General features: G+C 63.3%; 7 protein-coding genes. 2 read left to right on the top strand and 5 right to left on the bottom strand.

The features are described from left to right. The first annotated feature begins 3 nt into the window (after positions 1-3). Positions 4-780: a peptidoglycan editing factor PgeF gene (gene pgeF, locus ACDK93_RS15860; RefSeq protein ID WP_458069898.1), complete on the top strand. Its 777-nt coding sequence runs from the start codon at positions 4-6 to the stop codon at positions 778-780. A 2-nt stretch (positions 781-782) separates the two neighbouring features. Here the strand turns inward: pgeF and otsA are convergent, their stop codons facing one another. Genes otsA through otsB form a run of 3 tightly spaced genes read right to left on the bottom strand, consistent with a single transcriptional unit; the run spans position 783 to position 4,794 of the window. After that, positions 783-2,189 carry an alpha,alpha-trehalose-phosphate synthase (UDP-forming) gene (otsA, locus tag ACDK93_RS15855; RefSeq protein ID WP_458069896.1) on the bottom strand — a complete coding sequence of 469 codons (1,407 nt, stop codon included), beginning with the start codon at positions 2,187-2,189 and terminating at the stop codon, positions 783-785. Continuing rightward, positions 2,186-3,991, bottom strand: coding sequence for a glycoside hydrolase family 15 protein (locus ACDK93_RS15850; RefSeq protein ID WP_458069894.1), 1,806 nt, complete (start codon positions 3,989-3,991; stop codon positions 2,186-2,188). The genes otsA and ACDK93_RS15850 overlap by 4 nt, the downstream gene beginning before the upstream one ends. Then, entirely contained in the window at positions 3,988-4,794 is an 807-nt protein-coding gene (otsB, locus tag ACDK93_RS15845) for a trehalose-phosphatase (RefSeq protein WP_458069892.1), read from the bottom strand. The genes ACDK93_RS15850 and otsB overlap by 4 nt, the downstream gene beginning before the upstream one ends. Before the next feature lie 178 nt (positions 4,795-4,972). Between otsB and clpB the strand changes: the two genes are divergently transcribed. Continuing rightward, complete coding sequence (clpB, locus tag ACDK93_RS15840; RefSeq protein WP_458069890.1) at positions 4,973-7,570, top strand: ATP-dependent chaperone ClpB; 2,598 nt, start codon at positions 4,973-4,975, stop codon at positions 7,568-7,570. A gap of 77 nt (positions 7,571-7,647) precedes the next feature. Here clpB and ACDK93_RS15835 read toward each other — a convergent pair whose 3' ends face one another. Both ACDK93_RS15835 and ACDK93_RS15830 read right to left on the bottom strand, forming a co-directional pair. Further along, entirely contained in the window at positions 7,648-10,134 is a 2,487-nt protein-coding gene (locus ACDK93_RS15835; RefSeq protein WP_458069889.1) for a TonB-dependent receptor plug domain-containing protein, read from the bottom strand. Positions 10,135-10,404: 270 nt separating this feature from the next. Next, positions 10,405-12,810: a TonB-dependent receptor plug domain-containing protein gene (locus tag ACDK93_RS15830; protein WP_458072494.1), complete on the bottom strand. Its 2,406-nt coding sequence runs from the start codon at positions 12,808-12,810 to the stop codon at positions 10,405-10,407. Between the last annotated feature and the right edge of the window lie 337 nt (positions 12,811-13,147).

Raw genomic sequence — 13,147 nt, 5'->3', positions numbered from 1 at the left:
CCCATGATCGTAAACGGTATTTCTAGGACGGATAGTTGGGTGTTTCCGGACTGGCCGGCGCCGTCGGCGGTGCGGACAGTGGTCACCACGCGGCTCGGTCCGGGGGTGTCGACTGCGCCGTTTGATCGGCTGAACCTCGGCCTGCGCAGCGGCGACGCGGTCGACGTGGTGCAGGCCAATCGCGGCGGCTTGCAGCAGGCGTTGGCGCTGCCGGCCGCGCCGCGCTGGCTGCGTCAGGTGCACGGCACCACGGTGGCGGAACTCGGGCCGCTGCCCAGCGCGGAGGAGCCGGAGGCGGACGCGGCCGTGTCGCACCTGCCGGGGACGGTGCTGGCGATTCTCACGGCGGACTGCCTGCCGGTACTTTTCTGCACGGCGGACGGTCGCGAAATTGCCGCCGCCCACGCCGGCTGGCGCGGCCTGTTGAATGGCGTGCTGGAAGAAACCCTGAGCGCGCTGCGCGCTGCGCCAGAAAACATTCTTGCCTGGCTGGGGCCATGCATCGGGGCGTCGTCGTATGAAGTGGGCGAAGAGGTTCGTGCCGCCTTCGTCGGTTTCGACGCGGCTGCCGCGGCATGCTTCGCGCCGACGCGTCCCGGCCATTGGCTGTGCGATCTGGCCGCGCTGGCGCGGCTTCGGCTCGCGGCTGCCGGCGTGTCGCCTATCTACGGCGGCGGCTTCGATACATTTACCGACCCGCGCTTCTATTCCTACCGGCGCCACGGTGAGCGCAGCGGCAGATTCGCCAGCCTGATCTGGCTGGCGCCCGAGCAAGCGTGATTTCAGGTCTGGGCGTCGGCGGTTTTGGCGTGGATCTCCTTCAGCGCCGTGAGGAAGCTGTTGCGCCAGGCGGTGAGGTCGTGCTTTTCGAGCACATCCATCATCGCGCGCCAGCGGCGCTTGCGTTCCTTCAGCGGCATTTTCAGGGCGCGGTCCAGCGCGTCGGCAACCTCGGCCGTGTCGGCCGGGTTGATCAGCAGAGCTTCGGGCAGTTCGAACGCGGCGCCGGCGAATCGTGACAGCACCAGCACGCCGGGATCTTTCGGGTCCTGGCTGGCGACGTATTCCTTCGCCACCAGGTTCATGCCGTCACGCAGCGGCGTAACGAATCCGACCCGCGCGTTGCGGTAGTAGCCGGTGAGCACGCTATGCGGGAAGGACTGATTGACGTAGCGGATCGGCACCCAGTCGGGCGCCGCGTACATGCCGTTGATGTGGCCCGCACTGCGCTCCAGATCGCGACGAATCTGCTGGTACTGGGGTACCACGCCGCGAGAGGTCGGCGCGATCTGCAGAAAGGTGATCTGCCGATGCAGTTCGGGCGCGCGTTCGAGCAGGTGCGCATAACCCAGAAAGCGTTCGGGCAGGCCTTTGGAATAGTCCAGACGGTCCACGCCGATGATCAGCGCGCGATCGGCCAGACTGCTGTGCAGCTGCTTGATTTCATCGAGCGACTCGGCCTTGCTGGCGGTCTGGGCGACCAGCGCGGTATCGATGCTGATGGGGAACACGCCGGCACGAAAACTGCGCCCGTCCGCGGCGCGCAACCGCCCGCCGGTGCGCATGCTGCCACCTATCTCATGGACGAAGTAGTCCTCGAGCGCGCGCAGGTCACGGGCCGTCTGCAGGCCAATGAGGTCGTAGCTGGCCAGCGTCTCCAGCAGCGCGCGATGCTTCGGCAACACGATCAGCAGCGCGGCCGGCGGCAGCGGCGTGTGCAGGAAAAAGCCGATCCGGTTCTTGACGCCGCGCTCGCGCAGCATCGAGGCGACCGGAATCAGGTGATAGTCGTGTACCCAGACGATATCGTCCGGCTTCAGCAGCTTGACCAGGTGATCGGCGAACAGCGCGTTGGTGCGCATATAGCCGTCCAGATGACTGCGCTGGTAGTCGACCATGTCCAGCCGGTAATGCAGCAGCGGCCACAGCGTGCGGTTGGCAAACCCCGCGTAGAATTCGTCGTGATCCTGGCGCGAAAGGTCGAAGGTGGCGTAGTCGATGGATTCGTGACTGATCCGGTGGAGCTTTTCTTCGGTCGAGACCTTGCCGCTCCAGCCAAACCACAGTCCGCCGTGCTCCTTCAGCGCAGCCTGCATGGCGGACGCCAGACCGCCGGTGGAGGTCTCGCCCGGCAGCGCGATGCGGTTGGATATGACGACGAGACGGCCGGGCCTTTTTTCTTCGCTCACAGGGCTTCCTCCCATCGGCGCGAGAGTCGCATCGCGGCCTGGATCATGCCGACCAGCGAATAGGTCTGCGGGTAGTTGCCCCAGTGTTCGCCGCTGTCAGGCGCGAGATCTTCCGACAGCAGGCCCAGCGCGTTGCGCTTGCTCAGCATGTTTTCGAACATGGCGCGCGCCTTTTCCTCCCGCCCGGTGGCAGCCAGCGCCTCGATATACCAGAACGTGCAGATGTTGAAGGCGGTTTCCGGCGTGCCGAAATCGTCCGGCGCGATATAGCGAAACAGGTAATTGCCGCGGCCCAGCGCGGCGCCGATGGCATCCACCGTGGCGATGAAGCGCGGATCGCTGGCTTCGATGAATCCGATGTTCGCCAGCAGCAGCAGGCTGGCGTCAAGATTTTCGCCGTCATACGCATCGACGAAACAGCCGAGCTTTTCATTCCACGCGCGTTCCTCGATACGCGCATGCAGCGCCAGCGCTTCGCGATGCCAATAGCGCGCGCGGTCGTCCAACCCGAGTTCGGTGGCGATATGCGCCAGCCGATCGCAGGCGGCCCAGCACATTGCCGCCGAGTAGGTATGTACGGAGGCGCGGCCGCGAAATTCCCACAGTCCGGCATCCGTCTGTTCGGCCATACGCAAGGCCAGGGCGCCCATCCGCTCGAGCCGTTTGAACATGATGGCATCGCCGCGGTGTTCGATGCGGCGATCGAAAAACAGCTGCGCCGACGACAGCACGACGGAGCCGTAGGCGTCGTTCTGCCGCTGCTGCCACGCGTCGTTGCCCACGCGCACCGGACCCATGCCGCGATAGCCAGCCAACCCTTCGACCTGGCGCTCGTGCAGCTCGCGCTCGAAGGTAATGCCGAAGACCGGGCCAACTTCATCGTCGCCTTCCACTACCGCCAGGTTGAACACGTAGCGGATGTAATCCTCCATGGTGCTGGTGACGCCGAGCCGGTTGAGCGTGCGCACGGTGAAGGCCGAGTCGCGCAGCCAGCAGTAGCGGTAGTCCCAGTTGCGCGAGGTGTCCGGCGCTTCGGGGATGGACGTGGTGAGCGCCGCCACAATCGCACCGGTGGCCTCGTACTGGCACAGCTTCAGGGTGATGGCGGCGCGGATCACCGCATCCTGCCACTCGTACGGAATCGACAGGCTGCGGACCCAGTCGCGCCAGTACGCCTGCGTGCGTTCCAGCGCGCGGTGAATGAAATCCGCCGGACTTTCGCTCAGGGTTTCATCGGGGCCGAAAACAAAATGCGCCGGGCGATCCAGGCTGAAGGGCAGGCTGCGTTCGATCAGCGGGGTGGCCACGTCGCTGGTCAGCCGCTGGGTGACCTCGCTGAGGATGTAGCGGATATGGTTGCTGCCAGAAGTGGTTGCTGCCGGCTGCGCGCCGTAGTCGCACAGCGGCTGCAGCTTGATGCGAATGCGCGGCGATCCGCTGAGCGGGCTCACCTTTCGTGCCAGCATCACCGGGTGATAAACGCGGCCGAGTGAGCGGTTGCGCGGGGCAAAGTCGACGATCTCGATGGCGCCGCCGTGCTTGTCGAAAAGCCGCGTGATCAGCACCGCCGTATTCGGTACGTACTGCTGTTCGGCCCGTTCGAAATCTTCCAGTTCGATCGCCCACTCGCCGCCGTCGATCTTCGGCGAGAGCAGCTTGCAGAAGCTGGCGTCGGCGTCGAAGCGCGGCATGCAGCACCAGACGATGCTGCCGCGCGCGTCAATCAGCGCCGCGATGCTGCCGTTACCGATGACGCCGAGTTCAAGGCTGGCGGGCAGGGCTTTCGGCGGGTTGTTGGTCATGGGGGAGGGGTTCCTTGCGAGAGTGCGTCAAGCACGCGAGCCAGCCAGATCTCCACCGCAGCCGGGCCTGGCAATGAGAACGATGCGTGCGATGGGCGGGGTGGCCCGGTCAATACGCTGATGCCGCCTTTTTTCTGCACGCTGGCGAACGCGTGCTCGTCGGTCAGGTCGTCACCCAGATACACCGGCAGCCGGCCGGCGAACGGTACACTGGCCATGAGTTCGCTGACCGCGCGCCCCTTGTCCATGCCGGTGGGCTTGAATTCGATGACGAGATTGCCGGGCTGCAGTTCGTAGCCGGGAAGTTCGGCAATCAGCTCGAGCGCAGCATCGCGCAGCGACATGAACTGCTGCGGCGCGCGCCGGCAGTGCAGCGCCACGGCCATCTGCTTGTCCTCGCGTTCCACGCCCTCGTAGCGCGCGGCCAGCGCCTCAGTGGCCTTCCGCATGCGCTGTTGCTGATCGCTGTCCACCGTCAACCGTCGGAAACTGCCGTCGGCGCGACGCAGTTCCAGCCCATGCAGGCCAGTCGCCGCCCAGCGCGGGTTTCCAAACAGCCTGTCCAGATCGTCCAGTTCGCGGCCGCTGACCAGCGCCAGCGCGCCGTCCAGCGCCTCGTGCAAAGCGTGCAGCCGGCCCAGCAATTCATCACTGACCCTGACGCTGCGCGGATCGTCCTGAAAGTCCAGCAGCGTGCCGTCTACGTCCAGAAACAGCGCCCAGCGCGCGTCATGCGAAGGCAGCGCAGGCGCAGGCAGCGGCGTCTGTTCCATCAGGTCGGCGTGGGTGGCTTGTGTGTCCATTGCTGCACCGTAGCAATTTCTATGTGAAAGATATCTTTGATCCCGATCAATTTCGATGCATCGGGCGGCGGGAATACGGTGATCGCGTCTTGATTCACCAAGCGCCGTCCGCATCTTGCAAGCAGTGGCCGGCCGGCTGACTGATTGCCCGTCCGCCAAATCCACCGAGGGTACGTCAATGCGAATGGACAAACTCACCTCGCGTTTCCAGCAGGCGCTGGCCGACGCGCAGTCGCTGGCCGTGGGCCGCGACAACAACATGATGGAGCCGGCGCACGTCATGGCCGCGCTGCTCAATCAGCAGGGCGGCTCGACCGGGCCGCTGCTGACGCAGGCACAGGTCAACGTGCCGGCGCTGCAGCAGCGCGTCAACGAATTGCTCGAGAGGCTGCCGAAAGTCAGCGGTCAGGAAGGCAATATCCACGCCGGCAACGAGCTGACCCGCTTGCTCAATCTCACCGACAAGCTGGCGCAGCAGCGTGGCGATCAGTTCATCGCCAGCGAACTGTTTGTGCTGGCGGCGCTGGAGGACAAGGGCGAGCTCGGCGCGGCGCTGAAGGCGGCCGGCGCGACCAAGCCGAATCTGGAAGCGGCAATCGACAAGCTGCGCGGCGGCGAAAAAGTGCAGAGTGAAAATGCCGAGGAGCAGCGCCAGGCGCTGGAGAAATACTGCATCGACCTCACCGAGCGCGCCGAAAGCGGCAAGCTCGATCCGGTGATCGGTCGCGACGAGGAGATTCGCCGCACCATCCAGGTGCTGCAGCGGCGCACCAAAAACAACCCCGTATTGATCGGCGAGCCCGGCGTGGGCAAGACCGCCATCGTCGAAGGTCTGGCCCAGCGCATCGTCAACGGCGAAGTGCCCGAAGGCCTGAAGAATCGCCGCGTGCTGTCGCTCGACATGGGCGCGCTGATCGCCGGCGCGAAATTCCGCGGCGAGTTCGAAGAACGGCTCAAAGCCGTGCTCAGCGATCTGGCCAAGCAGGAAGGCCGGGTGATCCTGTTTATCGACGAGTTGCACACCGTGGTCGGCGCGGGCAAGGCCGACGGCGCGATGGACGCGGGCAACATGCTTAAGCCTGCACTGGCGCGTGGCGAGCTGCACTGCATCGGTGCCACCACGCTGGACGAGTACCGCAAATACATCGAGAAGGACGCCGCGCTGGAGCGCCGCTTCCAGAAGGTTTTTGTGGGCGAACCCAGCGTCGAGGACACCATTGCGATCCTGCGCGGGCTGAAGGAGCGCTATGCCGTGCATCACGGCGTGGAGATCACCGATCCGGCGATCGTTGCCGCGGCCACGCTGTCGCATCGCTATATCGCCGACCGCCAGCTGCCGGACAAGGCGATCGACCTGATGGACGAGGCGGCGTCACGCATCCGCATGGAGATCGACTCCAAGCCCGAAGAGCTCGACCGGCTGGAGCGCCGGCTGATCCAGCTGAAGATCCAGCGCGAGATGCTGAAGAAGGAAAAAGACAGCGAGTCGAAGCAGCGGCTGGCCGATCTGGAAACCGATGTCGACAAGCTCGAGCGCGAGTTTTCCGACCTCAACGAGATCTGGAAATCCGAGAAGGCCGCGCTGCAGGGCGTGACCCGCGTGAAGGAACAAATCGAGCAGGCGCGGCAGGAACTCGACGCGGCGCAGCGGCAGCAGGACTACGCAAGGATGAGCGAAATCCAGTACGGCAAACTGCCCGAGCTGGAAAAGCAGCTCGCCGCTGCGCAGGCCGCCGAGACGCAGGATTTCAAGCTGCTGCAGGACAAGGTCACCGCCGAAGAGATCGCCGAGGTCGTGGCGCGCTGGACCGGCATTCCGGTCAGCAAGATGCTCGAAGGCGAGCGCGAAAAGCTGCTGCACATGGAAGACGATCTGCATCGCCGCGTGGTTGGTCAGGACGAGGCTGTTCGCGCCGTGTCCGACGCGATCCGCCGCGCGCGCGCGGGGCTGTCCGATCCGAATCGGCCGAGCGGCTCGTTCCTGTTTCTCGGCCCCACCGGCGTGGGCAAGACCGAGCTGTGCAAGGCGCTGGCCGAGTTCATGTTCGACACCACCGATGCGATGGTGCGCATCGACATGAGCGAGTTCATGGAAAAGCACTCGGTCAGCCGGCTGATCGGCGCGCCGCCCGGTTATGTGGGCTACGAGGAAGGCGGCTATCTCACCGAGGCGGTACGCCGTCGCCCGTACAGCGTGATCTTGCTGGACGAGGTGGAGAAGGCGCACACCGATGTGTTCAACGTGCTGCTGCAGGTGCTGGATGACGGCCGCCTTACCGATGGTCAGGGCCGCACGGTGGACTTCCGCAACACCGTGATCGTGATGACCTCGAACCTCGGCTCCAACGTGATCCAGGACATGTCCGACAACGGCGGCAATCTGGACAGCGAAGAGCAGTACACGCAGATGAAGGCCTCGGTGCTGGGCGTGGTGCAGGCGCACTTTCGGCCGGAGTTCATCAACCGGCTCGACGAGCTGGTAGTGTTCCGGCCGCTGGATAAAAAGCAGATCGGCGCCATCGCCCGCATCCAGTTGGTGTATCTGGAAAAGCGCCTGGCCGAGCGTCAGCTCAAGCTGGAAGTCAGCGACGATGCGCTGGTGTTGTTGGGCAACGTCGGTTTCGATCCGGTCTACGGCGCGCGGCCGCTGAAGCGGGCGATCCAGCAGCAGCTGGAAAATCCGCTGGCCAAGCAGATTCTGGAGGGGCGCTATCCTATCGGTTCGACCATCGGCGTGGACGTCGAAAGCGGCGCGCTGGCGTTTCACTCTCGCTGACTGTTGGCTATCGACACAACGTGCGGACAAAAAAATCCCGGCTGCAACGCCGGGATTTTTTATGAACGATGTTGCCGTTACCAGCTGTAGCGAACCTTGCCGTAGACATACGCGCCGTTGTAACCGAACGGCGAGAAGGTCGAGTAGGGCAGCGTGCCGTGATTGCTGTTGTTGGCGATATTGCGGTCCGGATAGGTGTCCAGCGCGTCGTCCGCGCCCACCGTAAAGGTCCAGTTGTTCAAGCGGTAGTTCACCGCCAGATCCAGCAACCACTTTGGCGAAAAGGTCTGATCGACCACGCCGTTGGCGATGTTGTAACTGGTCAGGTTGCTGACGTAGTTGGTATAGCTGCCGTAACGGGTCAGGGTCGCGTTGACGCTCCAGTTGCCGTCGGTGTACAGCTCGCTGAGGATCAGTTTGCTGCGCGGCGTCGAGTTGGCCAGATAACCCTCGATGTCCTGCCGGTTCAGGCGCACGAAATTGACGCCTAGATTTTCCAGCACCGCCGGGTTGGCTTTGACCTGGGTGACTTTGTTCTGGTTGTAGTTGGCGCTGAGCGTGGTCGAGAGCGTTCCCGCCGTGCCGAAATCGGCCAGATAGGTGCCGACGAAGTCGACGCCGCGCGTGCGGGTATCGGCCGCGTTGGTGAAGTAGTTCAGGCTGCTGTAGTTGAGGTCGGTGATGCCGTTGGCGGTCAGGTAACTCACGACGGACGGTTTCGTCGTCGAGATCGCGCCGGATAGCGCAATACGGTTCTGGATATCGATCTGGTAGATATCCGCGCTGAGCGTCAGCGCGTCGGTGGGGTTCCACACCGCGCCGAAGGTGAAGTTTTCGGACTTCTCCGGCTTCAGCGGCTGTGCGCCGAGCAATCGTGCGATCGGGCTATTCACCGGCACCAGGCCCGAGTTGTAGATGCCGGCGGGCAGGCCGGCCGAGTTGCCGTCGGCAAAGAACAGCGACGATATCTGCGAGAAATATTGCTGCCCCAGCGACGGCGCGCGGAAGCCGGTCGAGGCGCTAGCGCGCAGCGCGAAGCGGTCGGTGAAATCGAAGCGACCGGCCAGCGAGCCCGAGGTGGTGTTGCCGAAGTCGTTGTAATGCTCGTGCCGCACGGCGGCAGAGACGCCGAGGCGATCGGTCAGATTGGTTTCCAGATCGAGGTATTCGGCCACGTCCTGCCGTGACGCGTTTACCGCGTTGGCCGGCTGCCAGCCGGCGAAACCCTGCGCGCCGCCGGATACGCCGGAGGTGCCGACATACCACGACGGCAGCGAGCCCGCGTCGATGCCGTAGGTCTGGCGCAGGTATTCGACGCCAAAGGCCACCGTGACCGGGTTGGGCAGCCAGCTGGGCGAAAGATCCTTGGCGATGTCAAGGTCAACGGCTTCCTGGGCGGCAGTAAGAATGCCGTCGTCGAACGTCGTGGGCGTGCTGCCGAAGTCGTGCAGGTAGGCGTAGTTGAGGCTGTTTTGGGTCTGATAGGAAACCCGGTTGCGGCCGAAATTGCCGCTCAAGTCCCAGCGCCAGCCGTCGAGTGTGCCGCGCAGTCCGGTGACCAGCGACTGGTCGGTGGAATCGGCGTGTTCAAGGGGCAGAAAGCCGTTCGGATAGAGCTGTCCAATCAACGCTGGATAGGACGGTGCGGTCGGAGCGTTGTTGCCGTAACGGAAAAACGCGGGTGACGTGCTCTGACGGCGGCCGAAATGGCCAAATGCATAAAACTGCACGTTCGGAGTGATGTCGTATTGCGTATTGAGCAGCACGTTGGTGTCATGCACTGCGGGATCGCCCTGGCGATAGTTCACGCCGAGGGCCGGGTAGCCCGGGCGATTGTCCGGGCCGGCGCGGTTGGTGTAGTCCTCATTGCCACTCTGCACGGATAGGCGCAGCCAGCCCTTGTCGCCGGCGAGCGGTATGCCGAAATCGGCCGAACCCTGCCACTGCCGGCCGTCGCCTGCCGAATACTGGCCGCCGGTAACCTCGACATCGCCGCCCTTGGCGCCTTTCTTGAGAATGATGTTGATCACGCCCGCGATGGCGTCGGAGCCGTACTGGGCCGACGCGCCGTCGCGCAGCACCTCGATGTGATCGATGGCCGAGAGCGGAATGGTGTTGAGATCGACCGACTGCGAGCCGCGTCCGATGACGCCGTTGTTGAGCAGAATCGCGCCCGGATGCCAACGCTTGCCGTTCACCAGCACCAGCACCTGATCCGGCGACAGGCCGCGCAGCTGGGCCGGGCGCTGGCTGTCGGCCGTATCGGCCGCCGAAGGTCGTGGAAAATTCAGCGACGGGATCACGCGCGCGAGCGCCGTGGGCAAGTCATTGGTGCCGGTCTGCTGCAGCACTTTGGCCGAGACGACGTCGATCGGCGTGAGCGAGCTGCTTTCGGTGCGGCTGTCCGACCGCGTGCCGGTCACGATGACGGCGCTGAGATCTTTGGTCTTGGCCGGTGCCTTTGCTGGCGTGGTGTCTTGCGCTGTTGCTGCATTTGCAAGCGACAGCGCGATGATGGCAGGTAGATACGCCGGTAGAAAACGGCTTTGACGCTTGCTGATCATTACTGTCACTGAACCTGTTTTTTGGAGTAGAAAATGCAGGTTAACGACGAATGAACAAGCGGTCAATCAACGATGGACGTCTATATGTCCAAACATGCATGAGGATAAAACTTCAGGTTATGCATCGACGCGCGCATTTCTGCGCCAAGAGCCGATACATTCTGTGGGTGTGTGTCGGGCATTACCGGTTGGCGGGACAGATAACCGAAAGGAACGTGAAGGCAAAAAAATCCCGGCGTTGCCGCCGGGATTCCTGAGCAGTGTTGGCCATCAGAAGCGGTAATTCACCTTGGCGTACCAGTAACGTCCGTTGAAACCGAACGGCGACAGCGAGGAATACTGCAGGCCGTCGGCGCGATCTTCGTATACGTTGTTGAGGGCGGCCTTGGTTGGGTACTGATTGGTGAGGTTGTCGCCACCTACAGTGAAGGTCCAGGCCTGCCAGTTGTAGCTGGCCGACATGTCCAGCAGCCAGCGCGCGGAGAAGGTCTGGTCCTCGTCGCCGTTCGCATCGTCACCCAGTCGCGTGACCGAGCCATAGCGGGTCACGTTGGCGTGCAGGTTGAAGTCGGCGATTGCCCAGTCTCCGGCAATCACGAACTTGGTACGCGGCGTGGCGTCGGTCAGCAGGCCCTGGCTGTCGCGTCCGAAGTTCGGCGAGCTCACCTCCAAGATCTTGGTGCTGTTGTAGTTGCCGCTGACCGTGAGGTTGAGCTTGCCGTAGGCCTCCAGGTCGATGCGGTAGTTGCCGATAAGATCGGCGCCTCGGGTGCGTGAGGTGGCGCCGTTGACGAAGAACTGGGCACCTGTGACCTGACTGCCGGCAAGGTCCACCGGAATCTGGTCCGAATACAGGATCTGGTCGTAGATGCGGATCTGGTAGAGATCCAGCGTGGCGCTGAAATCGTTGGTGGGCTGCCAGACTCCGCCGAGGCCGTAATTGGTCGATTTCTCGGGTTTCAGCGGCTTGGCGCCGAGGGCAATGGCGACAGGATCCGACGGACGGTAGGTGCCGATCTGTGCCAGCTGCCCGTTTTGAATCAGGGTGACGACCGACTCGTAGTTCTGCTGTGCCAGTGACGGCGCGCGGAAGCCGTTTGACGCCGTACCGCGCAGCGCGAAGGTGTCGGTGAGCTGATAGCGCAGCGATATCTTGCCCGAACGGGTGGAGCCGGCGTCGCTGTAATCCTCGTAGCGTGCCGCCACGCCGGCGGACAGCTTGCTGGTCAGGTCCGTTTCCATATCGACATAGGCCGCTTCGCTATGCCGGCTGAAGCTGCCCGCCACGGCTGGCGAGAGCCCGGGAAACACCTGTGAGCCACCGGCGTAGACGCTGCCGTCCGGTGCGAGCGTATCGGGATTGAAATAGTACGAGTCCGGGTCGCCGGCGTCGATGGTGTACTTGTCCTTGCGGTATTCGCCGCCGAACGCCAGCGTCACCGGGTTCGGCAGGAAGCCCCAGTTCATGTCCTTGCTGATGTCGACGTTGAAGACGCTCTGCTCGGTATGGAAGGCCCCGGCGTTGAAGCTGGTCGGCGTGTAGCCCAGCGAGTGGTAGAGGTTGGCGTTGAGGCTGTTTTCGATATCGAAGGTTAGATCATTGCGGCCGTAATCGCCTGAAACATCCCAGTTCCACCCACCTTCAGTCTTGCCCTTGACGCCCAGGACGGCAGCGGTGTCGTTGGTCGGATTGACGATGTGGGGCAGAAAGCCGTTGGGATAGATGGCCGCCACGTTGCGGTAGCTGGGAAATTCCTCGCTGCCGCCAGCGCGGTAGTAGCCGTTGGAGTTGACCTCGCGACGGCTGCCATTGAGGTAGCCGTAGAGCTGCACGTCGGGGGTGAGGTCGTAGCCGAAGTTGAGCAGCGCCTGGTAGGTCTTTACGGCCGGATCGCCGTAGCGCTCGTAGGGAATGCCCGCGGCATTGGTGTTGGTCGGATTGAGATTGCTGGACCGGTCGGTGTTTTCGGCGCGGTTGGTGTTCATCGTGTCCTGGTAGTTCCAGGCGATACGTGCCCAGCCCGGCGCGCTGCCCTGCGGCCCGCTGAGCGGAATGCCGACCGAGCCCGACACGCCGTTCTGCGCGCCGTCACCCTTGTCCATGATGCCGCCGTTGATGCTGATATCGTTCTTGCCCGGTGCGCTGCCGTGCTTCAGCACGATATTGATCACGCCTGCGATAGCGTCCGAACCGTACTGGGCGGCCGCGCCGTCGCGCAGCACCTCGATGTGGTCGATCGCGGAAATCGGAATGGAGTTCAGATCCACCGGCGCCGAGCCACGACCGACCGAGGAGTTGTAATTGACTAGGCTGGTGGTGTGATAGCGCTTGCCATCCACCAGCACCAGCACGTCATCCGGCGACAGGCCGCGCAGCGTGGCCGGGCGCACCGCGTCGTTGCCGTCATTGATCGCAGGCCGCGGAAAGTCCAGCGAGGGCAGGAGCGTCGCCATGGCGCTGGCCAGGTCCGTGCTGCCGCTGGCAGTCAGGTCGGCGGGCGTCAGCACGTCGATCGGCGCCAGCGAGTCGGCCACCGTGCGGGTGGACTGACGGGTGCCGGTCACCACGACCTGCTGCAGCTGCTTGGTGTCCTTTGGCGCAGCGGGCGCGGCGCTTTCCGGTGGCGTGCCGCTGGAAGTGTCTTGTGCGAAAAGTGCGGTGCTGAACAGGCTCATCCCAAGCAACGGAAGGAGCGCGCTGGCCAGTCGATTGCGACGAAGTTTTGCCATAGTAAAAATCTCCCCAGTTTCGCTAGCTAGTAATAGCAATCCCCAACACGACAACACGCTTCTGCAGCGCTGACCTCGACCGTAAGTGAAAATGATGCGGTGCGCAACAAATAATTCACACATATTTACAATTGCTGAAACACTTCGCATTTACCAATGAAAAACAAATGCTTACACATGAAACTATCGCAAGGCACCATTTCTGCCTTATGTTGTTTTGCAACAATTTGAAGCGATCGCCGGGTTGGGCGGTTCACAGGTCATGACCGCGGCAGCGTCGGCC

It is taken from the genome of Rhodanobacter sp. BL-MT-08 (genome assembly GCF_054161255.1).
This window is presented reverse-complemented; position numbering and strand designations above follow the sequence as displayed.